Annotated in this window: 23 protein-coding genes; 16 read left to right on the forward strand and 7 right to left on the reverse strand. The window is 56.7% G+C overall.

What is annotated here, in order from left to right; genetic code table 11:
- The first annotated feature begins 63 nt into the window (after positions 1-63).
- The 6 genes from hisS to H5P17_RS16460 all read left to right on the forward strand — a co-directional run bounded on the left by hisS (position 64) and on the right by H5P17_RS16460 (position 6,086).
- Complete coding sequence (gene hisS / locus H5P17_RS16435; protein ID WP_044554580.1) at positions 64-1,338, forward strand: histidine--tRNA ligase; 1,275 nt, start codon at positions 64-66, stop codon at positions 1,336-1,338.
- Between the two features lie 13 nt (positions 1,339-1,351).
- Positions 1,352-1,972 (forward strand): YfgM family protein, encoded by a 621-nt coding sequence (locus H5P17_RS16440; RefSeq protein WP_044554581.1) that lies wholly within the window; start codon positions 1,352-1,354, stop codon positions 1,970-1,972.
- Positions 1,973-1,983: 11 nt separating this feature from the next.
- On the forward strand, positions 1,984-3,165 hold the full coding sequence (gene bamB, locus H5P17_RS16445) for an outer membrane protein assembly factor BamB (RefSeq protein ID WP_182824041.1): 1,182 nt from the start codon (positions 1,984-1,986) through the stop codon (positions 3,163-3,165).
- Between the two features lie 130 nt (positions 3,166-3,295).
- Entirely contained in the window at positions 3,296-4,783 is a 1,488-nt protein-coding gene (gene der, locus H5P17_RS16450; RefSeq protein WP_020828148.1) for a ribosome biogenesis GTPase Der, read from the forward strand.
- A gap of 99 nt (positions 4,784-4,882) precedes the next feature.
- Positions 4,883-5,839 (forward strand): AEC family transporter, encoded by a 957-nt coding sequence (locus H5P17_RS16455; protein ID WP_020828147.1) that lies wholly within the window; start codon positions 4,883-4,885, stop codon positions 5,837-5,839.
- Positions 5,840-5,852: 13 nt separating this feature from the next.
- Entirely contained in the window at positions 5,853-6,086 is a 234-nt protein-coding gene (locus H5P17_RS16460; RefSeq protein ID WP_182824043.1) for a zinc ribbon domain-containing protein, read from the forward strand.
- A gap of 46 nt (positions 6,087-6,132) precedes the next feature.
- Here the strand turns inward: H5P17_RS16460 and H5P17_RS16465 are convergent, their stop codons facing one another.
- The 3 genes from H5P17_RS16465 to H5P17_RS16475 form a co-directional block, all read right to left on the reverse strand.
- A complete protein-coding gene (locus H5P17_RS16465) occupies positions 6,133-6,474 on the reverse strand; it encodes a protealysin inhibitor emfourin (protein WP_182824045.1) in 342 nt (113 codons plus the stop codon).
- Entirely contained in the window at positions 6,474-7,499 is a 1,026-nt protein-coding gene (locus tag H5P17_RS16470; RefSeq protein WP_182824047.1) for a M4 family metallopeptidase, read from the reverse strand. The genes H5P17_RS16465 and H5P17_RS16470 overlap by 1 nt, the downstream gene beginning before the upstream one ends.
- 82 nt (positions 7,500-7,581) lie before the next feature.
- Positions 7,582-8,664 (reverse strand): LacI family DNA-binding transcriptional regulator, encoded by a 1,083-nt coding sequence (locus H5P17_RS16475; protein ID WP_182824049.1) that lies wholly within the window; start codon positions 8,662-8,664, stop codon positions 7,582-7,584.
- A 365-nt stretch (positions 8,665-9,029) separates the two neighbouring features.
- On the opposite strand from H5P17_RS16475, the gene H5P17_RS16480 reads away from it, so the two are divergent.
- Both H5P17_RS16480 and H5P17_RS16485 read left to right on the forward strand, forming a co-directional pair.
- Positions 9,030-10,337, forward strand: coding sequence for an MFS transporter (locus H5P17_RS16480; protein WP_044554586.1), 1,308 nt, complete (start codon positions 9,030-9,032; stop codon positions 10,335-10,337).
- Positions 10,338-10,348: 11 nt separating this feature from the next.
- Positions 10,349-12,715 (forward strand): TIM-barrel domain-containing protein, encoded by a 2,367-nt coding sequence (locus H5P17_RS16485; RefSeq protein ID WP_044554587.1) that lies wholly within the window; start codon positions 10,349-10,351, stop codon positions 12,713-12,715.
- A 6-nt stretch (positions 12,716-12,721) separates the two neighbouring features.
- Here the strand turns inward: H5P17_RS16485 and xseA are convergent, their stop codons facing one another.
- Positions 12,722-14,098, reverse strand: coding sequence for an exodeoxyribonuclease VII large subunit (xseA, locus tag H5P17_RS16490; RefSeq protein ID WP_182824085.1), 1,377 nt, complete (start codon positions 14,096-14,098; stop codon positions 12,722-12,724).
- Between the two features lie 170 nt (positions 14,099-14,268).
- On the opposite strand from xseA, the gene guaB reads away from it, so the two are divergent.
- From guaB to H5P17_RS16520, 6 genes are all read left to right on the forward strand, one after another.
- The gene (gene guaB / locus H5P17_RS16495; protein WP_020828138.1) at positions 14,269-15,732 is read left to right on the forward strand and encodes an IMP dehydrogenase; all 1,464 of its coding nucleotides are present in this window, start codon (positions 14,269-14,271) and stop codon (positions 15,730-15,732) included.
- A gap of 100 nt (positions 15,733-15,832) precedes the next feature.
- Positions 15,833-17,410, forward strand: coding sequence for a glutamine-hydrolyzing GMP synthase (guaA, locus tag H5P17_RS16500; protein WP_182824051.1), 1,578 nt, complete (start codon positions 15,833-15,835; stop codon positions 17,408-17,410).
- A gap of 398 nt (positions 17,411-17,808) precedes the next feature.
- Positions 17,809-19,155: an MFS transporter gene (locus H5P17_RS16505; RefSeq protein WP_182824053.1), complete on the forward strand. Its 1,347-nt coding sequence runs from the start codon at positions 17,809-17,811 to the stop codon at positions 19,153-19,155.
- Positions 19,156-19,197: 42 nt separating this feature from the next.
- Positions 19,198-20,334 carry an NAD(P)/FAD-dependent oxidoreductase gene (locus tag H5P17_RS16510; protein WP_182824055.1) on the forward strand — a complete coding sequence of 379 codons (1,137 nt, stop codon included), beginning with the start codon at positions 19,198-19,200 and terminating at the stop codon, positions 20,332-20,334.
- 108 nt (positions 20,335-20,442) lie between these two features.
- Complete coding sequence (locus tag H5P17_RS16515) at positions 20,443-21,333, forward strand: alpha/beta hydrolase (protein WP_182824057.1); 891 nt, start codon at positions 20,443-20,445, stop codon at positions 21,331-21,333.
- 145 nt (positions 21,334-21,478) lie between these two features.
- Positions 21,479-22,018, forward strand: a complete 540-nt coding sequence (locus H5P17_RS16520; RefSeq protein WP_044554598.1) for a GNAT family N-acetyltransferase — start codon at positions 21,479-21,481, stop codon at positions 22,016-22,018.
- Positions 22,019-22,028: 10 nt separating this feature from the next.
- On the opposite strand, the gene H5P17_RS16525 is transcribed toward H5P17_RS16520, so the two are convergent.
- Complete coding sequence (locus H5P17_RS16525) at positions 22,029-22,403, reverse strand: helix-turn-helix domain-containing protein (RefSeq protein ID WP_182824058.1); 375 nt, start codon at positions 22,401-22,403, stop codon at positions 22,029-22,031.
- Positions 22,404-22,527: 124 nt separating this feature from the next.
- Here H5P17_RS16525 and H5P17_RS16530 point away from each other — a divergent pair, with 124 nt between their 5' ends.
- Entirely contained in the window at positions 22,528-23,361 is an 834-nt protein-coding gene (locus tag H5P17_RS16530) for an enoyl-CoA hydratase/isomerase family protein (protein WP_182824060.1), read from the forward strand.
- A 74-nt stretch (positions 23,362-23,435) separates the two neighbouring features.
- Here H5P17_RS16530 and H5P17_RS16535 read toward each other — a convergent pair whose 3' ends face one another.
- Both H5P17_RS16535 and H5P17_RS16540 read right to left on the reverse strand, forming a co-directional pair.
- Positions 23,436-25,217 carry a hybrid sensor histidine kinase/response regulator gene (locus tag H5P17_RS16535; protein ID WP_182824062.1) on the reverse strand — a complete coding sequence of 594 codons (1,782 nt, stop codon included), beginning with the start codon at positions 25,215-25,217 and terminating at the stop codon, positions 23,436-23,438.
- Positions 25,214-25,846 (reverse strand): response regulator transcription factor, encoded by a 633-nt coding sequence (locus H5P17_RS16540; RefSeq protein ID WP_182824064.1) that lies wholly within the window; start codon positions 25,844-25,846, stop codon positions 25,214-25,216. Before H5P17_RS16540 ends, H5P17_RS16535 begins: the two co-directional genes overlap by 4 nt.
- A 178-nt stretch (positions 25,847-26,024) precedes the next feature.
- Here H5P17_RS16540 and H5P17_RS16545 point away from each other — a divergent pair, with 178 nt between their 5' ends.
- The gene (locus H5P17_RS16545) at positions 26,025-26,339 is read left to right on the forward strand and encodes a lipoprotein (RefSeq protein WP_041414827.1); all 315 of its coding nucleotides are present in this window, start codon (positions 26,025-26,027) and stop codon (positions 26,337-26,339) included.
- Position 26,340 lies beyond the last annotated feature (1 nt).

Consider the following 26,340-nt stretch of genomic DNA (forward strand, 5'->3'; position numbering starts at 1 on the left):
ATACGGGACGGCAAAGTCCCTATAATCGGGTTCATTTTTATAGACAACGGACAGAGAACTCACGTGGCAAAGAACATTCAAGCCATTCGCGGCATGAACGACTACCTGCCGGAAGAAACGGCATTATGGCAGCGTATTGAAGGCATCCTCAAGCAGGTGCTGAGCGGCTACGGTTACAGCGAAATCCGCTTGCCGATTGTAGAGCAGACCCCGTTATTCAAACGCGCGATCGGCGAAGTGACCGACGTCGTAGAAAAAGAGATGTATACCTTCGACGATCGCAACGGCGAAAGCCTGACGCTGCGTCCGGAAGGGACGGCTGGTTGCGTTCGCGCCGGCATCGAACATGGTCTGCTGTACAATCAGGAGCAGCGTCTTTGGTACGTCGGTCCGATGTTCCGCTATGAGCGCCCGCAAAAAGGCCGCTACCGTCAATTCCACCAACTGGGTGCCGAGGTGTTTGGCCTGCAGGGCCCGGATATCGACGCCGAGCTGATCTTGCTGAGCGCCCGCTGGTGGAAAGCGCTGGGCATCGCCGAGCACGTTAAGCTGGAGCTGAACTCCATCGGCTCACTGGAAGCTCGCGCGAATTACCGCGATGCTTTGGTGGCGTTCCTGGAACAACATCAAGACAAGCTGGACGAAGATTGCAAACGCCGCATGTACAGCAACCCGCTGCGCGTGCTGGACTCCAAAAACCCGGAAGTGCAAGCGTTGTTGAACGATGCGCCGCGCCTGTCCGAGTATCTGGATGAAGAATCCAAAGCCCACTTCGAAGGTCTGTGTGAACTTTTGGCGCAGGCAGGTATCCCATATACCATCAATGAACGCCTGGTGCGCGGTCTGGACTATTACAACCGTACGGTATTCGAATGGGTGACCACCAGTCTGGGCGCTCAGGGGACGGTGTGCGCCGGTGGCCGTTATGACGGTCTGGTCGAGCAACTGGGCGGACGTGCAACGCCGGCGGTCGGTTTCGCGATGGGCCTGGAGCGTTTGGTGCTGCTGGTTCAGGCGGTTAACCCAGAGTTTAAAGCTCCGGCGACCATTGACGTGTACGTGATCTCTTCCGGTGCCGGTACGCAGAGTGCGGCGATGCAGTTGGCAGAACGCGTGCGCGATGCCGCGCCGCAGTTGAAACTGATGACCAACTACGGCGGCGGTAACTTTAAGAAGCAGATCACCCGTGCGGATAAATGGGGCGCGCGCGTTGCCTTGATCCTGGGCGAGAACGAAGTTGCAGCCGGGCAGGTGGTCGTCAAGGACCTGCGCAGTGGTGAACAAGAAACGCTGGCGCAGAGCGAAGTCGCTGTGCGTCTGGCTTTGATGTTAGGTTAAGGAGAAGGACACCGTGGAAGTCTATACCACTGAAAACGAACAAGTCGACGCCGTGCGTCGGTTCTTTGCCGAAAACGGCAAAGCGCTGGCAGTGGGCGTGGTGCTCGGAATTGGTGCCCTGGTTGGCTGGCGTTACTGGCAGAGCCACGAGAACTCCAACATGATGATGGCGTCCCAGTCCTATCAGGAAGCCAGCGATCGTCTGGCGGTCGGTAAACCGGACGACGTGGCCGCCGCGGAGAAATTCGCTCAGGCCAACAGCAACAGTTATGGCGTGCTGGCCTCGCTGGAACTGGCGAAGCATTTTGTTGAGCAGAACGACTTTGCCAAAGCGGACCAACAGCTGGTGCTGGCTCAGGGCCAGACCAAAGACGAAAACCTGCTTTCGATGATTAACCTGCGTCTGGCCCGTGTGCAGCTGCAGGAGAAAAAGCTGGATGAAGCGCTGAAAACGCTGGATGGCGTGAAAGGCGAAGGCTGGGCGGCGATGGCGCAGGATACGCGCGGCGACGTGCTGTTGGCCAAAGGCGACACCAAAGGTGCGCGCGAGGCGTACAGCAAAGGCATTGAGTCTAACGCTTCTCAGGCGCTGCAGGTTCTGCTGCGCATGAAATTGAATAACTTGTCCAGCTAAGGGGAATTCCCATGCAATTGCGTAAAACACTCTTGGTCGGACTGGTTTCCGTTGCCTTGCTGAGTGGTTGCTCACTGTTCAACAGTGAAGAAGACGTGGTTACCATGTCGCCGCTGCCGAAAGTTGAAAATCAGTTCACGCCAAGCAAGGCGTGGAGTACCTCGGTCGGCGACGGCGTCGGTGAGTTCTATTCTCACCTGCGTCCTGCTTTCCAGGACAACACTATTTATGCTGCCGATCGCCACGGCCTCGTGAAAGCGATGGATGCCGACAGCGGTAACGAAAAGTGGAAGGTTGATCTCTCCGAGAAGACCGGCTTCTTCTCCAGCAACCTGCCGGCGCTGCTGTCGGGCGGTATGGCCGTTGCGGGGGACAAGGTGTATGTCGGCAGCGAGAAGGCCGTCGTTTACGCTCTGAACACCGCTGACGGTAAGGTAGCCTGGCAGACCAAGGTGGCCGGTGAAGCGATTTCGCGTCCGGTGATCAGCGACGGCATGGTACTGATCCATACCTCCAACGGTCAATTGCAGGCGCTGAACGAAACTGACGGCGCAGTAAAGTGGACGGTAAACCTGGATATGCCTTCGCTGTCATTGCGCGGCGAGTCCGCTCCGGCCGTTGCCTTTGGCGCAGCCATTGTCGGTGGTGATAACGGCCGCGTCAGCGCCGTGCTGATGCAGCAAGGTCAACTGATCTGGCAGCAGCGTATTTCCCAGCCGAGCGGCGCGACCGAAATCGATCGTCTGAACGATGTCGACACTACGCCGGTGATTGTTGAAGGCGTTGTCTACGCATTAGGTTACAATGGCAACCTGACGGCGCTGGATCTGCGTTCCGGCCAGATCTTGTGGAAACGTGAACTGGGCTCGGTAAACGACTTTATCGTTGATGCAGGCCGCATTTACCTGGTCGATCAGAACGATCGCGTGGTAGCGCTGAGCACCGAAGGTGGCGTCACCGTATGGACGCAGAGCGAGCTGTTGCACCGCAACCTGACTCCGCCAGTGATGTATAATGGTTACCTGGTGACCGGTGACTCCGAAGGTTACCTGCACTGGATTAACACCACGGACGGCCGTTTTGTTGCCCAGCAGGAAGTGGATAGCTCCGGCTTCCTGTCTGCGCCGATGGTAGCCAGCGATAAGCTGGTCATCCAGGCGAAGGGCGGAAAAGTTTACGCTTTCACCCGCTAACGCCGACCGTCGCACGGATTGCCAACGGCTCCTGAATGTTCAGGGGCCGTTTCGTATTTTTATAAGCTGCACTTCTGGTGTCTATCCATAGTGCAGTAACGCATTGATTATTAAGTAATGAGGCTTCACAATGATACCTGTCGTCGCGCTAGTTGGGCGCCCGAATGTGGGTAAATCCACCTTGTTTAACCGTTTAACACATACGCGCGATGCGCTGGTGGCGGATTTCCCCGGGCTAACGCGAGACCGCAAGTATGGTCGTGCAGAAGTTGAGGGCAATGAATTCATCATCGTCGATACCGGCGGTATTGACGGTACCGAAGACGGCGTTGAAACCCGCATGGCCGGCCAGTCGCTGTTGGCGATCGAAGAAGCAGACATCGTGCTGTTTATGGTCGATGCCCGCGCCGGTCTGATGCCTGCCGATCAGGGCATCGCCCAGCATCTGCGCAACCGCCAGAAAGCCACCTTCCTGGTCGCCAATAAAACCGACGGCATGGATCCGGACATGGCCACCGCCGATTTCTACTCGCTGGGGCTGGGTGACGTGCATGCGATCGCCGCTTCCCACGGTCGTGGCGTGGCGCAGCTGATCGAACACGTGCTGGTGCCGTTTGTCGGTGAAAAACCGGAAGAAGTCGAGCTGACCGAAGAAGAGGCTAATGCCGCTTATTGGGCCGAGCAAGAGGGTGAACTGCCTGAAGACGAGGAAGAAGAGCCGGAAGACGACTTCAACCCACAAGATTTGCCGATCAAGCTGGCGATCGTTGGCCGTCCTAACGTTGGTAAGTCCACACTGACTAACCGTATCCTCGGTGAGGAGCGTGTGGTGGTGTACGACATGCCGGGCACCACCCGTGACAGCATTTATATCCCGATGGTCCGCGACGAGCGCGAATACGTGCTGATCGACACCGCCGGGGTGCGTAAACGCGGCAAGGTAACGGAAACCGTAGAGAAATTCTCGGTAATCAAAACCCTGCAGGCGATCGAAGACGCAAACGTCGTGCTGCTGGTCGTTGATGCGCGCGAAGGCATTTCCGATCAGGATCTCTCGCTGCTCGGCTTCATCCTCAATAGTGGGCGCTCACTGGTGATTGCGGTCAACAAGTGGGACGGCATGAGCGAAGAAGATCGTGAGCACGTCAAAGAGATGCTCGATCTGCGCCTGGGCTTTGTCGATTTCGCCCGTGTGCACTTCATCTCCGCTCTGCACGGCAGCGGCGTGGGTAACCTGTTCGAGTCGGTACAGGAAGCTTACGAGTGTGCAACCCGTCGCGTGAACACCTCGATGCTGACCAAAATCATGCAGATGGCTGCCGATGACCACCAGCCACCGTTGGTGCGTGGCCGCCGCGTGAAGCTGAAATATGCGCACGCCGGTGGGTACAACCCGCCGATTGTGGTGATCCACGGCAACCAGGTAACCGATCTGGCCGACTCGTACAAACGCTACCTGATGAACTACTTCCGTCGTTCTCTGAAGGTGATGGGTACGCCAATTCGCATTCAGTTCAAAGAGGGTGAAAACCCGTTCGCTGGCAAGCGCAACCTGCTGACGCCGAACCAGATGCGTAAACGTAAACGCCTGATGAGCCACCTGAAGAAAAGCAAATAATCAGTACGAGGGGCGCGGTAATCATACCGCGCCCCTTTTTTATTGCGCCGAAATCGTTTTATTATCTGAAGATTACCGCCGTCAGCCTGAAGGAACACCATGTCCTGGGAAACCTGGAGTTTTGCGTTCAGCGTCACCGTACCCAATCTGTTAATGATGCTGCTGGGCGTGCTGCTACGCCACTGGCGGATGATGGACGACCGTTTTATTGATGGCGCCACGCGGTTGGTGTTCAATCTGGCGCTGCCCTGCCTGCTGTTTTTCAGCATTGCCACCAATCATCCGCAGCTGTTGGGCAACCTGTCTCTGGTGATTTACGGCGCCGTCGGCACCGTCGCCACTTTCTTGTTACTGGAAATAGCCGCCGTCTGGCTGGTGAAGGAACCGCGTGAGCGCGGCGTCTTTGTACAGGGCGGATTCCGAGCCAATACTGCCATCGTCGGCCTGGCCTATGCCATGACTGCCTATGGCAGCGAAGGGGTTGCGCTGGGGTCGTTATACCTGACGGTCACGGTGATCCTGTTTAACGTACTGTCGGTGGTGACTCTGACCCGCAGCCTGCAGGGCGGAGAGGGCAAGAAGATCAGCCGGCTGTCGCTATTACGCAGTATCGTTACTAACCCGCTGATTATCGGCCTGGTGTGTGGGTTGCTGTTTGCCCAGACCGGGCTGGAAATCCCACAGGTTATCCGGCAAACCGGCAGCTATATCTCAGGGTTGTCGTTGCCACTGGCGCTGCTGTGCACCGGTGCCAGTCTGGATTTGCGCGCCATGTTCCGCTCGTCCAACGTGGCGGCTCTGTCCTCCAGCGCCAAACTGTTTCTGGTGCCGATCTTGATGACGTTGGGCGGCTGGCTATGCGGTTTCCAGGGCGCGGCGTTGGGGATTATCTTCCTGTTCTCGGCCACGCCAACCGCCTCCGGCAGTTATGTCATGACGCGCGCCATGGGCGGCAATGCCACGCTGGCGGCGAACATTATCGCCATCACCACCGTCGGGTCGTTTTTCACCACCGCGCTGGGGATCTATTTCTTACGCTCATGGGGCGTAATCTAACTCGGGAGAGTCTATGGAAGCGCTATGTCCGCAATGTCACCAGGCAATGCAGTGGGTGAAGGGTCACTATCATTGCGAAGCCTGTCACAGCGATTATCGGCAGTTGGCCGAATGTCCGGAGTGCCGGCAGCCGCTGCAAGAATTGAAGGCCTGCGGTGCGGTGGATTATCTGTGCCAAAACGGCCATGGGCTGATATCGAAAAAGCGCGTGTTGTTCAGCTATACACCTTGGGTAGCGGGCGAATAGATTCGCCCCGATTAACTCGCAGTAGTTTCCCTAACTTTAGAACGGTTCACTCATCGACCTGACCGGTTTTCCACAGGTTGATCAACGCCTGCGGGGCGCTGGTTTCCGGTATCAGCAGCACGATTTCGCTGCTCAACGTTTGGCTGTAATAGCTGATTTGCACGCGGAAGTAGCGCTGGTCGCCGCAGCCGGGAGAACCTGGCTGCCCCTCCTCTTGCGCGTAGGGCAGTGTCTGGTTCAACAGTTGATTCAGACGTTGCCGCTGTTCCGGCGTAATATCGGCCAGCGCAATGCGCCGCTGGCCAGCCAGTTTGGGAATAAAGGCGAAGCCGCCTTCACGTGCCAGCTCAATGACCGTGTCCTGATTGAGCGTCGGCAAGGGTTTCATTATTCCACCCCCACCTGATGCCAGGCCTGCTGCACCTTATCCGCCACGTCTCCGTCAAAACGCCGTTGCGCATGTTTTACCGTAGTGCGGGCAAAGGTGGCGAAGTCAGCGTCCTGCGGCAGCGCCTTGTCGCAAAGCGTGTCGTACCAGATGAAGCCGGCCTTTTCCCAGGCAAAGCCACCCAGTGCGGTCGCCGCCAGATAGAAGGCGCGGTTGGGAATGCCGGAGTTAAGGTGTACGCCGCCGTTATCCTCTTTGGTTTGAATGTAGCCCTTCATGCTGGCCGGTTGCGGGTCTTTTCCCAGCAGCGGATCGTCGTAAGCCGTACCGGGAGCTGACATGGAACGCAGGCCCTTGCCTTTGATGCCTTTCGCCAGTAACCCCTCGCCAATCAGCCAGTCGGCTTTATCTGCGGTCTGTTTGAGGTGGAACTGTTTGACCAAAGAACCAAACACGTCGGACAGCGACTCATTCAGCGCACCGGCCTGCTGGAAGTAAATCAACCCGGCCTCGCTTTCAGTGACGCCGTGTGCCAGCTCGTGGCCGACTACATCAATGGCGATGGTAAAACGGTTAAAGATTTCGCCGTCACCGTCACCGAAGACCATCTGCTGGCCGTTCCAAAAGGCGTTTTGGTATTCCTTGCCGTAATGGACGCTGCCGGTCAGCGGCAGACCGCGATTGTCCAGAGAATTACGTTTGAATGCCTGCCAGAAGAAATCGTAGGTTACGCCTAGGTAGTCATAGGCCTCGTCTACCGCAACGTCATGATTACTGGCCTGGCCTTCGTTGCGCACCTGTTTGCCGGGCAGTTGGGTGCCGTTTTCGGCGTCGTAGATATCACGCATGACCTCGCCGGCGCTGGACGTTTTCGCACCGGGTGCTCGCAACGGTTTGTTGCCGAGCAGGCTCTGGACGTGGTTCAGGGTGTGTAATGCGCAGTCGCGCTGCGGTAGGCTGCCGTGCTCAACGATGCGGCGCAGCATATAAGGGGGAATGACCGAGCGTGCTGTCAGGGTCGGCATAGTGGCTCTCCTTAGGCAAAAAATTTAGCCCTCATCTTTCAAGCTATCGGGTATTTATAAATATTCTGCCACTAAGTGTAGTTCAGACATCGTAAAGGCGGTGGTCATGGGTGCTGACTGCCGGGCTGGTTTTGTGGGGGCTGATGCGTTTGACCGAGGCGCGTACCGCCAGTTTGCCGTGTAGCAGCAGGTTACAAGGCGGCGCATCGGCGCGCAGCATGCGGCGTTGCAGCAGTTGGATCGCCTCATAACCCAGCTCGTCGCGCGGCACCTGCACCGAGGTGAGCGGCACGTCGTGAATTTCCGCCAGATTGAAGCCGTCGGTACTCATCACCGAGATATCGCCCGGCACGCTCAGCTGCAGTTTGTTCAGCGCCTTGACCGCGCCGACCGCCATGTAGTCGCCACCGGCAAGAATGGCCGTTGGCAGCTGCGAACGGTGGCTCACCCGGTTGATAAAGGTGGTAAGCGCCTGCTCCGCTTCTTCGCTGCCGAAGCCGGAAGTGGTCACCAGATGGCGGCCGTCGTCAAAGGCGATATTGTTCCGCGCATAGGCTTGTTTAATGCCCGCCAGCCGCAGTTCCATAGTGTGCCGGCGCAGGCATTGCAGATTCAAAATATGGCTGTGCCCTTGTTGCATCAGATAGTTGGCGGAAAACTCGCCAATCAGCTGGTGATCGGGTGACACGCTGTCGAGCCGCATCTGGCGGTCGGTGCAGTTAATCAGTACGCAGGGTTTATTCAGGTCGGCGGCCAACTGATGAATGTGTTCGTCATCGATGCCGATAATCAACGCCGCCTGAGTTTGCGGATCGCTCATTTTTTCCAGAAACAACGCGCCGTCACTGTGCAGTTCTTCCAGCCCACAATAGCGGATCCGCACTTCATGTTCAGCCAGTGCGGCGGAGATCCCCTGGATCACCTTGTAGTAGAAGATATCGGTGCGTACATCAAAAGCACGCTGCGGAGCGAAGACCATCACGTTGTTGAGCATCAACCTGCCGCTGGAAATGCCTTGCAGAATGCCGTTCTGTTGGGCGCAGGCCAGCACTTTTTGGCGCGCTTCGACGCTGGTGTTGGATTTGCCGGCTAATACGCGTGAAACGGTGCTGATCGACAGCCCGGTTTGCCGGGCAATTTCCTGTATTTTCAGCTTTCCGTTCATTCTGTGATCTCCTTCAAATTCGGTAATGAAAATATTTTCACGGTGTTTTTTCAGCGTACTGTCAGGCTTCTGTCGCCATTATGGCGAGCTTTTATTCTGTGCATGAGAATTTTTGCAAAAAACCTCGTTTCGCTCACGCTTCCGGCTGGTTAGTCTGAATTGGTATACCAACTTTATAGATTTATCAGTCCAATTAATGGGCTGAATTACAAATAAAACGAAAATAAATCATGCGGTTGTGATCGTGATGCGTTGGTCTTTTTCAGACATACCGCAGTTTTACACGGCTCATACCTTCGATACCAAAACGTACCCTACCAAAAGGCGCGCTGTTTCACCGGGCAGCCGTCGTGGAGAGAAGACAGATGAGTGTTGAAATTAATCAAAGGGTCGCCGCCAGCGGCCGGCGCAAATTCAAATCGCTGCGCTGGTGGATGCTGGCGCTGTTTTTGCTGGGCGTGACGGTTAACTACATTACCCGCAATTCGCTGGGCATTCTGGCACCTGAACTGAAAACCAGCCTCAACATGACCACCGAGCAGTATTCCTGGGTGGTGGCGTCGTTCCAGTTGGCCTATACGGTATTTCAGCCGATCTGCGGCTGGCTGATCGACGTTATCGGCCTGAAGATGGGCTTTTTGATCTGCGCCAGTATCTGGGCGGTAGTTTGCATGCTGCATGCCGGGGCAGGGAGCTGGGTTCAGCTGGCTATCCTGCGTTTCTTTATGGGCGGGGCGGAAGCGGCGGCCACGCCGGCCAACGCCAAGGCGATTTCCGACTGGTTCCCTAAAAAGGAACGTCCGATCGCCGCCGGTTGGGCTGGCGTTGGTTTCTCTATTGGCGCCATGCTGGCTCCGCCGATCATCGTGATTGCTCACGTTTCCTTTGGCTGGCAGGGCGCTTTTTTGTTCTCCGGCGCGCTGGCGTTGATCTGGGTGGTGCTGTGGTGGCTGTTCTATCACTCGCCGCAGCAGCACCCCAATCTGAGCCAGCAGGAACTGGATTTGATCCGCGAAGACAATGAGCCGGAACTGCCCCGATTGCCGTTCCTCAAGTCTCTGGCGATTTTGTGCCGCAACAAAAAGTTCTATGGCATCGCCATTCCGGCCTTTCTCGCCGAACCGGCCTGGGCGGTGTTCAGTTTCTGGGTGCCGCTGTACCTGGCCACCGAGCGCGGCATGGACTTAAAGCACATCGCCATGTTCGCCTGGCTGCCGTTTTTGGCGGCGGACATCGGCAGCGTCGCCAGCGGTTATCTCACCACCCTGTACCGCAAATGGTTCGGCTGCAGCCGCGTTAACTCGGTGGTCGCCAGCTCGGTGACGGGCGCCTTCATGATGGTCTCGCTGGCATTTGTGGCGATCACCAAAGATCCCTACGTGGCGATCGCACTGATCTCGATCGGCGGCTTCGGGCACCAGGTGATCTCCTGCATGCTCAGCGCGCTGGTGGTGGAGTCGTTCGATAAAAACCAAATGGCGACCGTCAACGGCATGCGCGGATCCAGCGCCTGGATCGCCAGCTTCCTGTTTACGTTGCTGATCGGTGCGGTCTCCGACACCGTCGGTTTCAACCCGCTGTTTATCGCCATGGGCTTCTTCGACCTGATCGGTGCCCTGTTCCTGATTGCTTTGATCGCCGAACGCGGCGGTAAAAAAACACTCAATAGTTAAGTTGGATGCCTATGAAAACCTTGAAAAACTGGACGCTGGCAGGCCAGTATGCCGATCGTATTGAGCTGCTGGTCGATGAACGCCATCTGTTTTGCCTGTACGTGTTGGAAAACCACCTGTGTCGCGTGTTGATCAAGCGCAACGGAGAGCTGGCGCTGGACCGCACCTGGAGCATTGCGCCACAGGCCGATGTGCCCTGGGAAGGGCGCGATCGGCTGAGCGTCGACGGTTTCAGCCTGCCGGGTTACCAACTGCAACAGCATGAGGATCGGCTGGTGCTGACCACCTCCGCGTTGCGCGTGACCGTACATCAGCCGTTATGGCTGGAATGGGAGCACTGCAACGCCGCCGGCGAATGGCGTCCGCTGGCAGCCGATCGGCCAACCAGCGCCTATTTGCTTAATCCGCACGGTGACGGCGTGGCCCATTATCAACGTCGCCATGCCGCCGAGCGCTATTATGGCCTGGGTGAGAAGGCCGGTGATTTGGAACGCAGCGGCCGCCGTTTTGAAATGCGCAATTTGGATGCGATGGGTTACAACGCCGCCAGCACCGACCCGCTGTACAAGCACATTCCCTTCACTATCACCCGTGGAGAAGAGGCCAGCTTTGGGCTGTTTTACGATAACCTGAGCAGTTGCTGGCTGGATCTGGGCAACGAGATCGACAATTACCACCTGGCCTATCGCCGCTATCAGGCCGAGGCGGGGGATCTGGATTATTACCTGTTCCTCGGGCCAAAGGTGCTGGATGTCACCAAGGCGTTTGTGCGCCTGACCGGCAAGACACACTTCGGGCCAAAATGGAGCCTGGGCTACAGCGGCTCCACCATGCATTACACCGACGCGCCGGATGCCCAACAGCAGCTACAGCAGTTCATTGAGCTTTGCCGTCAACATGACATTCCCTGCGACTCTTTCCAACTGTCGTCCGGTTACACCTCAATCGGCAACAAGCGTTACGTGTTCAACTGGAACCACGACAAGGTGCCGCAACCCAAGCAGTTGAGCCAGGCTTTCCACGATGCCGGATTGAAGCTGGCGGCCAATATCAAGCCGTGCTTGCTGCAGGATCACCCGCAGTATCAACAAGCGGCGCAGCAAGGGTTGTTTATTCGCGATTCAGAAAGCGAACGGCCGGAGCGCTCCAGCTTTTGGGACGATGAAGGATCGCACCTCGATTTCACTCATCCGGCGACGGTACGCTGGTGGCAGCAGGGCGTGACTGAGCAACTGCTGGAAATGGGCATCGATTCCACCTGGAATGACAATAACGAATACGAAGTGTGGGACGGCGAAGCGCGCTGTCACGGTTTTGGCCGGCCGATCGCCATCAAGCATATTCGCCCGGTGATGCCGCTGTTGATGATGCGCGCCTCGATGGAGGCACAACAGCGCTTTGCTCCCGAACTGAGGCCGTACCTGATTTCGCGTTCCGGCTGCGCCGGCATGCAGCGCTATGTGCAGACCTGGAGCGGCGACAACCGCACCAGTTGGCAGACCCTGCGTTACAACATTCGCATGGGGCTGGGCATGAGCCTGTCCGGGTTGTACAACCTTGGGCACGACGTGGGCGGTTTCTCCGGCGACAGGCCGGACGCCGAACTGCTGGTGCGCTGGGTACAAAATGGCGTGATGCATCCGCGTTTCACCATTCACTCCTGGAACGACGACGCCACGGTTAACGAACCCTGGATGTACCCTGCGGTGACGCCGGCAGTGCGCGAGGCGATTGCTTTGCGTTATCGGCTGATGCCGTATTTCTACACCCTGCTGTGGCAGGCCAGCGTCGACGACGAGCCGATGCTGCGCCCGACCTTCCTCGACCACGAGCATGATGAGCGCACGCTGAACGAAACCGATGATTTTATGATAGGTCGCGATCTGCTGGTGGCCAGCGTGGTGGAGCAGGGGCAGCGTCAGCGGCCGGTGTATCTGCCGGATAACGGCGACGGCTGGTACTGCTTCTACAGCGGGCAATGGTTCAGCGGCGGCCAGGAGGTGCTGCTTGAGGCACCGCTGGAGCGCCTGCCGCTGCTGGTGCGTGCCGGTGCCGCGATACCTTTGTCGTCCCGATTGGCGCATGTTGACGTAACGGCAGACGATCGGCGCGAGCTGAAGCTGTACCCGCTCAAAGGCAGTGGCAGCGCTTCTGGGCTGTTATTCGAAGATGACGGGGAAAGTTATGGCTGGCAGCAGGGCGACGCGCTGTGGCTGCGCTGGGAGATGTTCAGCGACAATCAACGCATCATGCTGAACATCACTGCCGAAGGCCGGTTCAAACCGGCGTGGCGGACGTTGACCTGCAGTTTGCCAACTGGTGAGACGCGAGAACTGTGGATTAACGGCGTGCCGGGCAGCAGTTTTACGCTGGAGTAAGCGGGATTATTCGGCCGCGCGTTTCTTGCGAGGCTTTTTGGCGACGGTGATGGTTTTCACCTCGCTTTCCACCCAGCCATCCTGCAGGCGGGTTTTCAGCAGTTCACCAACCTGGGCCTGTTTGGTGGTTTTCAGCAGTTCGCCGCGCGGGGTTTGCGTCACGCTGTAGCCACGGGCCAGCGTTGCCAGCGGGCTGACGGCCTCGAGCTGGCTGCAGGCGACGCCAAAACGTTGACGCAGGCCGTTAAGCTGGCGATCCCATGCCTGCTGCAAACGGTATTCCTGTTGCTGCACGCGTTGTTGGTAGCGGTGAATACGCGCCTGCGGTTGCATCTGCGCCAGCCGTTGCTGAGCCCGCTCGCTGCGACGCGAAGACAGACGCAGTTGGTTTTGCATGCCGTCTTCCAACCGGCGCTGCAGTTTGAACAACAGCGTTTGTTGGCGCGCCAGACGCAGGTGCGGGTGCTGCTGCTGCAAACGGTGGTTGATGCGGGTGAACTGCTGCTGGCGCTGCGCCAGGTAGTAGTCCATCGCCATTTCCATCCGCTGTTGCTGTGATTGCAACTGACGCAGCAGTTCCAACTGATTGCGACTGACCAGTTCGGCAGCGGCAGAAGGGGTTGGCGCACGCAGATCGGCGACAAAGTCGGCAATGGTGACGTCGGTTTCGTGGCCGACGGCGCTGACAATCGGAATGCGGCTGGCGAAAATCGCCCGCGCAACGCGTTCGTCGTTAAAGCTCCACAGGTCTTCCAGCGAACCCCCGCCACGGCCGACGATCAGCACGTCGCACTCGTCACGGCGGTTGGCCGTTTCGATGGCGCGCACAATCTGCAGGGGGGCTTCCGCGCCCTGCACCGAAGTAGGGTAGATAACGATGGGCAACGAAGGATCGCGCCGTTGCAGCACCTGCAGCACATCGTGCAGCGCCGCGCCGCTGGCGGAGGTAATGACCCCGACGCGTTTGGCCGGGCTGGGCAGCGGCTGTTTGAACTGTTGGTCGAACAGGCCTTCGGCGCTCAGCCGTTGTTTCAACTGATCGAACTGCTGTTGCAACAGGCCGTCGCCGGCAGGCTGCATGCTTTCTGCGATCAGCTGATAGTCGCCGCGCGGCTCATACAGCGTGATGCTGGCGCGAACCAGCACCTGTTGGCCATTTTGCGGGCGGAAGGTGGTGCGGCGGTTAGTGTTGCGGAACATCGCGCAACGCACCTGCGCGCGGTCGTCTTTCAGCGTGAAATACCAATGGCCGGAAGACGGCTGGGAGAAGTTGGAGATCTCGGCGGAGAGCCAAATCTGGCCCATTTCCATTTCCAGCAGCTGTCGAACCGTCTGATTCAGGCGGCTTACGGTAAAAATGGAAGGCGAAGCAGGTATCGACATGTGACCCAGATCAAATTTCAAAACAAGCACTTAATTGGTCGATACTACATGGCTGAAAAAGGTAATCAAGAGTTTTTGTGAGAAAGTGCTGGAGGCAACCGATTACGCTCTGTATAATGCCGCGGCAATATTTTATCTTTTTCACAGCCCACTCTGGTGAGATATTGCCCATGCTACGTATCGCAAAAGAAGCACTGACGTTTGACGACGTTCTCCTGGTTCCAGCTCACTCTACGGTTCTGCCTAATACCGCTGAGCTCGGCACCCAACTGACCAAAAATATCCGCCTGAATATCCCTATGCTGTCCGCAGCCATGGATACCGTTACCGAATCCGGCCTGGCCATCGCGCTGGCGCAGGAAGGCGGTTTGGGCTTCATTCACAAGAACATGTCTATCGAGCGTCAGGCAGAAGAAGTCCGCCGCGTGAAAAAACATGAAAGCGGCGTGGTGACCGATCCACAAGCCGTAACCCCCGCCACTACCCTGAAAGAAGTGAAAGAGCTGACCGCACGTAACGGCTTCGCCGGTTACCCTGTGGTCACCGAAGAGAACGAACTGGTCGGTATCATCACCGGCCGCGACGTCCGCTTCGTCACCGATCTGAACCAGCCTGTTACTGCCGTGATGACGCCGAAAGAGCGTCTGGTTACGGTGAAAGAAGGCGAAGCGCGTGAAGTCGTGCTGCAGAAAATGCACGAAAAACGCGTTGAGAAAGCGCTGGTAGTGGACGACAGCTTCCATCTGCTGGGCATGATCACCGTAAAAGACTTCCAGAAAGCGGAACGCAAGCCAAACGCCTGTAAAGACGAGCATGGCCGTCTGCGCGTTGGCGCTGCGGTGGGTGCAGGCGCAGGTAACGAAGAGCGCGTTGATGCGCTGGTCGCCGCCGGCGTTGACGTGCTGCTGATCGACTCCTCTCACGGCCATTCCGAAGGCGTATTGCAGCGCATTCGCGAAACGCGCGCCAAATACCCGGATCTGCAGATCGTGGGCGGCAACGTGGCTACCGCAGCCGGTGCCAAAGCGCTGGCTGACGCCGGCGTCAGCGCGGTCAAAGTGGGTATCGGCCCTGGCTCCATCTGTACTACTCGCATCGTGACCGGCGTAGGCGTACCGCAGATCACGGCCATCGCCGATGCGGTTGAAGCGCTGGAAGGGACAGGCATTCCGGTCATCGCCGACGGCGGCATTCGCTTCTCCGGTGACATCGCCAAAGCTATCGCGGCCGGCGCATCCTGCGTAATGGTCGGCTCCATGCTGGCGGGTACCGAAGAATCACCGGGCGAAATCGAGCTGTATCAGGGCCGTTCGTTCAAATCCTACCGCGGTATGGGCTCACTGGGCGCGATGTCCAAAGGCTCTTCCGACCGTTACTTCCAGACCGATAACGCCGCCGACAAACTGGTGCCGGAAGGTATCGAAGGCCGCGTGGCTTACAAAGGCATGCTGAAAGCGATCGTGCACCAGCAAATGGGCGGCCTGCGTTCTTGCATGGGCCTGACCGGCTGCGCCACCATCGACGACCTGCGTACCAAGGCTGAATTTGTTCGTATCAGCGGCGCCGGTATCCAGGAAAGCCACGTGCACGACGTGACCATCACCAAAGAGTCACCGAACTACCGCATGGGTTAATGCTTTATCCTCTCCTGCGGGAGAGGCCGGGGTGGGGCCGAAGCCTCACCCCGAAAACACTTTTTTCGCTCTTTTTCTCTGTTGCTGGAATTCGCCTCACATGACAAAAAATATCCATAAGCATCGCATTCTGATTCTGGACTTTGGTTCGCAATACACTCAACTGGTCGCCCGCCGCGTGCGCGAAATCGGCGTTTACTGCGAGCTGTGGGCCTGGGACGTTAGCGAAGAGCAAATCCGCGAATTCAATCCGAGCGGCATCATCCTGTCCGGCGGCCCGGAAAGCACCACCGAAACCAACAGCCCGCGTGCGCCAGAATACGTGTTCACCGCCGGTGTACCTGTGCTGGGCGTATGCTACGGCATGCAGACCATGGCAATGCAGCTGGGCGGCCATGTGCAAGGTTCCAACGAGCGTGAGTTCGGTTACGCGCAGGTGGAAATCACTACCGACAGCGCACTGGTTCGCGGCATCGAAGACGCGCTGAGCCCAACCGGCAAACCGCTGCTGGACGTGTGGATGAGCCACGGCGACAAAGTGACCGCTATCCCGTCCGACTTCGTGACCGTTGCCAGCACCGATACCTGCCCGTTTGCCATTATGGCCAACGAAGAAAAACGCTTCTACGGCGTGCAGTTCCACCCGGAGGTGACCCACACCCGTCAGGGCCAGCGCATGCTGGAGCGTTTCGTGCTGGATATCTGCCAGTGTGAAGCCCTGTGGACCCCGGCGACCATCATCGAAGATGCAGTAGAGCGCATTCGTGAGCAGGTGGGCGAAGATCACGTGATCCTCGGCCTGTCCGGCGGTGTCGACTCTTCCGTGACCGCAATGCTGCTGCATCGCGCCATCGGCAAACGCCTGACCTGCGTGTTCGTCGATAACGGCCTGCTGCGTCTGAACGAAGCCGATCAGGTGCTGGAAATGTTTGGCGACCACTTCGGCCTGAACATCGTTCACGTGGCGGCGGAAGATCGCTTCCTGAGCGCGTTGGCCGGCGTTGATGAGCCGGAAGCCAAGCGTAAGATCATCGGCCGCGTGTTTGTTGAACTGTTCGACGAAGAAGCCTGCAAGCAAACCGACGTGAAATGGCTGGCGCAGGGCACCATCTACCCGGACGTGATCGAATCCGCCGCTTCCGCCACCGGCAAAGCGCACGTGATCAAATCGCACCATAACGTGGGTGGCCTGCCGAAAGAGATGAAGCTGGGCCTGGTCGAGCCGCTGAAAGAGCTGTTCAAAGACGAAGTGCGCAAAATCGGTCTGGAACTGGGCCTGCCGTACGACATGCTTTACCGTCACCCGTTCCCGGGCCCAGGTTTGGGCGTTCGCGTACTGGGCGAAGTGAAGAAAGAGTACTGCGACCTGCTGCGCCGTGCCGATGCGATCTTCATCGAAGAGCTGCACAAAGCCGATCTGTACAACAAAGTCAGCCAGGCATTCACCGTGTTCCTGCCGGTGCGTTCAGTTGGCGTGATGGGCGATGGCCGTAAATACGACTGGGTTGTTTCACTGCGCGCAGTGGAAACCATCGACTTTATGACCGCACATTGGGCGCACCTGCCGTACGATTTCCTCGGCCGCGTCTCCAACCGCATCATCAACGAAGTCAACGGCATTTCCCGCGTGGTTTATGACATCAGCGGTAAGCCACCGGCTACCATCGAGTGGGAATGATAAACGGCTGATCACTGACTATCGGTGATGATTTAAAACCCTCGCTACAGGCAGACTGTGCGGGGGTTTTCTTTTTTCCGATGCCCACAAAATATTCCCTTTGCGCGCCTCCCTGTATTCATTTTGGTTATACCAAAGATCCCTTTTTTGATTATTCCCTGATATCAGCCCAGCCCTATACTCGATCAATCCTTGTTCTCTGGAAAAAACTGCCCCTGCAGGCTGCCCAGTAAAGCCCAGGGTTATGCATAAGCTCCGGAACTGACAGAAGGTAACTCATTACTAATCAGTATGTTGATACCATTTCATCTACCGGTTAACCCCGAGTTTTCCAGCCGGTGGTGGCGTGCGTTTCATGATGCAAGCTAATAAAAGAACAAGAAAAGAGGATTTTTGCCATGAACAAACAATCCGTCACCGACATTGTCGATCAAAGCCCGCTTGGCGGTTTGCAGATAATGACGCTGGTCTTGTGTTTTATTGTATTGATGATTAATGGTCTGGATGCCAGCGCGATGGGCTATATTGCGCCGGAATTGGCTCAAGAATGGGGGATAGATCGCGCCGAGTTGGGGCCTGCTTTCGCCGCGGGTCTGTTCGGCATGCTACTCGGCAGTTTCATTTGCGGCCCTGCGGCGGATCGTTATGGCCGCAAAACGGTGCTGCTGATCTGCTCGGTTATCGTCGCTTTAGGCACCCTGGGTTATGCCTTTTCCTCATCGATTGCCGTGCTTGTGGCACTGCGTTTGCTGACCGGCATGGGGTTAGGCGGCGTATTGCCCGGTTGTATTACCCTGGTGTCAGAATATTCGCCCGTTCGCTGGCGTATGCTGCTGGTCACCCTGAGCTTTTCCGGCTTTACTCTGGGCATGGCGCTCGGCGGTTGGGTGGCCGACTTACTGCTGCCGGTGCTGGGCTGGAGAGGCCTGCTGTTTGTGGGCAGTATCGCCCCCTTGGTGATGTTGCCAGTGCTGTATTTCATGCTCCCAGAGTCTATCTGTTTCCTGGCCAACAGGCCGCAACAGCGGGCTAAATTACTGCGGATCGTCGAGCGGATTGGTGGCCAGAAGAATTGGCAGTCCGTGGTCTTTACCGACGGCATGGACAGAAAGCCCGGAGAAAAAAGCCAGAAGCTATCGCCCGTGGTTGCTCTGTTTTCTGAGGGGCGAACCGAGCGTACGCTTCTACTCTGGCTGACCTTTTTCTGCTGCTTGTTCTCGTTTTACCTGCTGAGCAATTGGCTGCCAACGGTACTCCGCGGTAGCGGTTTTGACGCTCACACTGCTTTATATGTCGCCGCAATGCTGCCTTTGGGGGGCGTTGTCGGCGGCATAATCACCGCTGTGCTCATCGATCGTATCGGTATCGCCAGAATTCTCCCGCCTTTAGCGCTTTTGGCCTCCTTCGCGTTGCTGGTTACCGGCAGCCAGCTTGGCAGTTCGACCGGTTTGCTGGTTTGCGTATTTCTTGTGGGGCTCACGCTGACCGGCGCACTGAACAACATCAGTATTTTGAGCGCGGGCCTGTATCCCACCATGGCGCGGGCGACCGGAGTGTCATGGGGGATCGGCGTGGGTCATATTGGTTCTATCCTCGGGGCTTATCTCGGTTCTTGGCTTTATGCCGCGGTGGGCGATTTGCAGAATTTTTTCTTTTGGATGGCGCTTCCCGCGTTCATTGCCGCTTTGGCGTTGTTCTGCATGACCAGGAGAAAGGATCTGTTTGCGGTACAGGCGGGTTCTTAACGACGGGTAACGATCAAAAACAAACAGGGCTGAGGAGAGGGTATGAAGCAACTGCATGCAGAAATTGCTGGGGCAGGCATCGCCGGGCTTACGGCAGCGGCGGCGTTAGCCCAGCGTGGGTGGAGCGTAAGGGTGCACGAGCGTTCACCTCACCTGCGCACCTTTGGTGCGGGCATCTATATCTGGAGTAATGGGCTGCGTGTGCTCGAGGCGATTGGCGCCTATGACGAGGCCATGGTGGGGGCACATGAAGGGGCCCTGTTCCAGACCCGCGATCGCTGCAACGTGACCATGGAGGATATTCCGATCAACAGCGGTGGCGCCCCACGTCTGGTTACCATCCTGCGTGAGCAGTTACTGCTGTCTTTGCTCAATGCTGCTCGCCGCGCCGGGGCCGAAATCGTCAGTGATTCTGCGGCGGTGGGGGCGACACCGGACGGCAAGCTGTTGCTGGCGGACAAACGGGCGTTGTCAGCAGATTTGGTGATTGGCGCTGACGGTATCAATTCGCGCGTCAGAGAGTCGCTGGACCTGCTGATGTACCGCAAGCCGCTGCACTATGGCGCGGTCAGAATGATGTTGAAGCGCGATGACGATGACGTACCGTCTGCAGATCGTTCGAACTACATTGAGTACTTTTCGGGGACAAGGCGGATACTTTATACGCCCGCCAGCGCGACCGATCTGTATGTTGCGTTGTGTTGCGCTGAGGACGATGTGGATGCCTATCAGCTGCCGATTGCCCCGGCACTTTGGTGCAAATCCTTCCCACACCTTTCCGGCCTGATCGCACGTTTTGGCGATGCCGGCCGTTGGGATGCGTTTGAGGTGCTGAAGCTCAAAGCCTGGAGCAAAGGGCAGGTAGCAATCCTCGGTGATGCTGCCCATGCGATGCCGCCTTACCTCGGCCAAGGGGGAGGTTGTGCTCTGATGAATGCCCTAGGGCTGGCGGTCAGTCTGGAAAATAACCGGAATATCCCGGCGGCACTGGCGGTCTGGGAGGCGCAGGAACGGCCGCTGACCGAACATACGCAGGACACGGCGGAACGCATGGGGCATATGAACCTGTGGCCGGACGACGTTCGATCGGCCGTTTTGCGTATCACCGGGCGCTGCGCGCAGATCGGCGCAGAGCGTATGAAAACGGCGTTGAGCCTGCCTACGGGCTCTTTGGCGTGATCATCAACGCCTATCTTTGGTTCCGTTCCGGGAACAGGGGCGGATCTATCATGTTTTTGACGCCAGAGCCGTTTGGGAAATGGCGGTGTTCATCAGGGAGGTTGAAAAATGACGCTTTTGGCAGACGAAGTATTTATGGATCCGACACGCCTCAATGAGGATTACGATGCCCGCGCTACGGTGGGCGTTGAAGGATTCGCCAGAGAAATGGCGCGTTATCGCTCGCAGTCCGAAAAGATGAAATCCTCCTATAGCCGCCATTTTGATGTCACCTATTGTAAGGAGAGCGGCCAGGCTCTGGATATATACGGGCCAAGGGGGAATGGGAATGGGTCGCTGCTGCCCGTTTTCATTTTTATTCACGGGGGGTACTGGCGGGCGCTGTCGAAAGACGATTCCGCGATGATGGCGGGCACATTGGCGGAAAATGGCATTGCCACGGTGGCTATAGATTATCCACTCGCGCCGGCAGCCGGCATCGGTGACATTGTCCATGCCGTACGCAGTGCCGTGGCGTTCATTTGGCGGCGAGGACATGAGTTTGGGCTGGATCCGGATCGGATCTCGTTAGGCGGCAGTTCTGCAGGAGCCCATTTGCTGGCAACCCTGCTAGCCCCTGGCTGGCATGCAGCCTTTGGTGTACCGAACGATCTGGTGAAGTTCGCTTTTCCCATTAGCGGGCTTTTTGAACTTGCACCCTTGATGAAGACGCGCGCACAGGAATGGCTGGCACTCTCCGATGACAGCGTGGCCGATTACAGCCCGATGCGTCATATCCCTGCGCCGGGATGCCCCATCACCGTTGCCTGGGCTGGAGGCGATCCTCCCGGTTTCAAACGCCAGTCTGCGGCCTATGCCTCATTGTATAAGGCGGCCGGTGCGGAAACGGATCTGCTGGAGGTGCCGCATTGCAACCACTTCGATGTGTTGATGGAGTGGGCCGACCCGACTTCTCTGCTTTCCCGAACGCTGATCTCGGGAATATCACGCCATCTTTGACCGCTTCCCACTCACTCATTTCTACGGTTTGGGTTGGGAAAGATAATCTTTCATATGTTCACAACGCCGGCAAACCTCAGTACTTTATATCCTTGTATCGGTGGTTAGCCCACCGCCCGATTTTGCAAGGGTCGACGGAGGTTCTGTGACGGCATTGCCAATACGAATAGCATTACCTGACGAGCTCGAAGCGTCTTTAAGGCCACTGAGACCGGATGATGTTCACGCCTGGTCGGCGTATTTGAGTGAGCCTGGCGTCACGGAACATACCAGTTGGGGTGATGTCGGGCCGACGGATTTGGAGAAGCTCGTCGCCGATTATGCCAAAGGCAGGGATGCGATTCGTTGGGCTATCGTGGACGCGAATGACAGTTTGCTCGGGACGGTGGGGCTGAACGAAATATCCCGCGATCACGGCCGGGCTGAAATTGCTTACGATCTTGACCCGCGCCACTGTGGCCGAGGTTTGGCGACGGCGGCCGCGAGAGCCGTTATACATTGGGCGCATACGGCTCTGGGCCTTCAGCGCGTGCAGGCCACGGTCCTGGAGAGCAACCTATTGTCGATTGCCGTGCTGGAGCGGGTAGGTATGCAACGCGAAGGCCTGATAAGGCAATATCGCCGGGTACGCGGGCAGGCTCGAGATTACTGGATGTACGCAGCCATTCACAACAAGGAAAAGTGAGGCTGTAGCCTCACTTTTCAAGCTGTTGGCTTTGTTCATCATAGCTGCGCTGGCAGGCCTGAATCGCCTCCATATTTCCCATCGTCCAGTCAAACAAGATAGTGAACGGCCCTTGCAATGACTGGCCTAGCGGCGTCAGCGAATACTCGACGCCGAGCACCCGCCCATCCAAAACCTTGCGGTTCACCATGCCGTTACGCTCCAGCTTGCGCAGCGTTTGGGTGAGCACACGTTGAGTGACGCCATCAAGGCGACGCTTGATCGCATTGAAGCGTCTTGGTTCACGCAGCACCTCCAGCACCATCATTGACCATTTGTCCGCGATCTGATCGAGAATAATTCGGCTCGGGCAGTCGGCACGGTAGACAGTTTCATTCGTCTCCATCGGTATCCTCCAGCATCCCTGGGATGCTTCAAGTGCGTAATTGACGCCAGGTATGCAAAGTATACCATTCGATCGACGGCGCGAAAATCCAGCACCGATATCCCAGGCAAACAAGGACATTGACATGAAAGATACCGATTTCAGCAAACTCAGCTTGTCTCACGCAAAGGGGGTCTTGACGATCACCCTCAATAATCCGCCGGTCAACGTTCTTGATGTGGCTTTGATGTCGGAGATCAGCCGCTTACTGCTTGCCGTGCGTGACGACCCGGACACTCGCGTGTTGGTTTTCCAGAGTGCGGATCCGGAGTTCTTCATTGCTCATGTCGACATGACCTTAATCGATGAACCACATGCTTTCGACGATCTGGCGCGCAATGCGCCGGAAGGGCTCAACCCCTTCCAGGCATTCGGCGAGCTGCTGCGCAGCCAACCCCAGGTCACTATCGTTAAGCTTGCCGGACTGGCGCGTGGGGGCGGCGCAGAATTCGTTGCGGCGGCGGATATGGCCTTTGCCGCCGAAGGGCGGGCAGGGCTGGCTCAATGCGAAGCCTTGATGGGCATTACGCCTGGAGGGGGCGCGACGCAATATTTGACGGATCGCATGACGCGTGGCCGCGCACTTGAAGTGGTTCTGGGGGCCGATCTTATCGATGCCGCCACCGCAGAATGCTATGGCTGGATTAACCGCGCCTTGCCCGCGTCCGAACTCGACGAGTTTGTCGCACGCCTGGCGGACAACATTGCGGCACTGCCCGAAGGGGTTATCGCGGCGGCCAAGCAGGCGATGCCAGCGGCAGATCTGCGGGAAGGTTTTTATCGTGAGCATCAGGCCTGGGCGGGACTTTTTGAACGCCCTGCAGCGGAGAGACTCATTCGGGGTGGGCTTAAGGCGGGCGCTCAAACCAAAATGGGTGAGCGCCACCTCGAAGGCCTGTTGCGCAATCTTGGCGCTTAAGCGGCAGTCTGAATCTTGCCGATGCCGGAAATGGAGCGCCGGCAGAGTAAAACCCCGAACAGGCCAGGTGCCGGCTAGCAGGATGACCACTGCGAAAGCAAGGCGTGCAATTTTGCGGGTTCCAGCGGCTTTCTTAACACCAGATAACCTTCCTGTTCGGCCTCTTGCAGAATGGGGGAGTTGAATTCCCCGCTGACCATGGCGCCGCTGGTGTCCGGCAGGCGTTCGAACAGCGCTTTCAATATATCGAAGCCGCTTTCGCCGGAGCGGAGCCGTTGATCGCAAAGTACGGCGAAGGGGGTAAAGCCTTCGTCGATAATCGCAAAAGCCTCCTCGGCGGAGGCGGCGCAACGCACCGTGATCCCCCAGGTACTCATCAAGCTGGACCAGGCGGAGGTGACCAGCGGATCATCGTCCACCACCAGGCAGGCGCCGCTCAATGACTCATAGCGGGTAGGGATCAGGCTGTGGCTATAGGCGTTGAGGTTTTCTGGCGCTTTCACTTCCCCGGTATAGAGGGCAAAACGCATCCAGAAATGCGATCCTTTACCTTCCACGGAGCGCATGCCGTATTTCACCTTCATCAATTTGGCGCAGCGGGCCACTACCGCAAGGCCTAACCCGTGACCGGCGCTATCGATTTTCCACGCCAGTTCAGGGCGATAGTAGGGGGAAAAGATTTTGCCTTTTTCTTCGTCGGCGATGCCCACGCCGGTGTCCCAGACTTCGATCAGACATGCTCCCTTTTGGGGACGGATGGCGATCAACACACCGCCTTTTTGGGTGTAGCGTAGCGCATTTTGTATCAGGTTAATCAGCGACTGTCGGATGAGCAACTGATCGCCCATCACGGCAATGCGTCGCTTGGGGCGCCATGTCCGCAAGGATAATCCCCGGCTGTTCGCTTCTTCACGGAACAGGGTAATCACCGAGTCAAGCAGGATTCCAATGTCGACATGGGTGGTGGCGGTGCTGACGTTGCCGGACTCTATCTTGCTCAGATCGAGCAAAGAATTGAACATCAGGTGCACGGAGCGCACGCTCTGCTGTAGATCCAACAGCTGGGGGGTTAAAGAGGCATCGCGATTTTTATGGATGATGGCCTCGATCAGGAAGCCCATGGCATGTACCGGCTGGCGTAAGTCGTGGCTGGCGGTGGTCAGAAACTGGTTTTTATCGAGCAGGGCCTGTTCCGCCTCCTCTTTGGCCTGGCGGAATTGCTCCGCAAGGCGGGAGCTCTTCTCTTCGAGACGGGCTTGCTGAATAAAAAACTTATGAGAACTCAATGCGTGGCGATAGATGGCGAACCCGTAAAGCAGGTTGAGCATCAACACAATGAGCATGACATCGTTTAAACGCCAGATGATGCCAATGTTAAGCATGCCCCAGCAGGCAAAGAAGAAAAGGGTAAAGGTACTGATGATGGGCGTCAAATGGGTCGCGTTTGCCGCGACGATGGCCGCGATGCTGATATTTAATAACAGGAAGAAATCGAAATTATTTATTTGTGGCGTTATTAAATATAATGAGGATATGCCTACTCCATGCACGAAAGCGACTTTGTTAATTCGGGGGAGCCAGCGATTAAGAATAACGCCAGCATCCTCTTTTTCAGCTTCACGTTGGTATCTGCGGTGCCATAACCGAATAGCCAAAGCGCAGCATAAATACAGCGCAATCCAGATGATGATCGGCCACAGCGGTTCCCTCAGTAAATATATCCAAATGGCAAAGGGGATGCCGACGCAGGGCACGGCGCTGAAACTAAAGACCAAACGAATAAACGTATTGTTCAATAATCGGATTTGTGCGCGTGGCGAAATGCCATCATCTTGTAAAGATTGAATTAGTTTCATTCGGATGGCCCCTGCCTGCCATGCAGTAACGTAATGGCTTCTACCCGACTGTTTACGCCTATTTTTTTAAGGATATTGCTGATGTGTTCTTTGACCGTGGGTTCGGAAATAGCAAGCTGAGTGGCTATTCTCTTATTAGGAAAGCCGCGCATCATCATGGTCAAAACGTCAATTTGTCTCGGCGTTAAATTAAAATTTTGGAGAGGGGTTTTGGCAGTGGAGGCATCCAAAGAATTATCCATAGGGAACCAGCTTTTATTTTCCAGCAGCGCAGCAACGGCTTTGGCGAATAATTCTGGCGGCTCATTTTTCAGCACGAAACCATGCCCCCCGGCATCACGTACCTTTTGCCCTATTTCGTTGTTCTCATCACCGCTGACCACTAATAATCTTACCTGTGGGTAAAGCTGTCTGATCTCTTTGAGTAATTTTAATGCCGTGCCGTCGGATAACCAAAAGTCGATGACGATTAAACGCGGGGCGCCATTTTCCAGAATGTGCCGATAACAACTCTCCTCGTTTGTCATCACGTAGGCATGTTTAAATCGACAGTGCGTATTCAGGAAATTGGCGATGCCACTTGCCACCAACGGATGGTCATCAACGACCAACGCATAATCCTGCCCCAAGGGTATCTCCTTTTGCTAAAACCTATCAGATTGGTCTGATGACTTGTTATTTTCAACCCTCCCTACTTTAGGAGGGTTTTTTCGGTTAGGAAAGGGAAATATATTATTCAGGGATTTTGATAAGGTAAAACATAAAGCCATTCAGCATTTGGATCTGTTTGGTTACAAAGGACAATTTATGAGAAAACCACTTATCGCATTAACTGTTACGCTTCTGGTAGCTGGCTGTTCCACCTTGAAAACCGATCAGGCAATACCGCTGTTGCAGGCGGAAACGGCCAAAATGCTGGGCTTGGGTTCATCGGATGAAATTACCGTCACCAATGTTAATGGTGCCCAACCTGACGCCCTTGGCGGGCAAAAACTTTCTTACCGTGCCACCACGGAGAAAGGACGAATCTTTGACTGCTCCTCGATGATGATGCCGGGTATTTTAGGTTCAGCCCCGTCGTTAAGCACACCAAGCTGTACCCCGGTCGTTACGCATAAATAAT

The sequence above is a fragment of the Serratia sp. OS31 genome, assembly GCF_014164835.1.
Taxonomy (GTDB): domain Bacteria; phylum Pseudomonadota; class Gammaproteobacteria; order Enterobacterales; family Enterobacteriaceae; genus Serratia; species Serratia liquefaciens_A.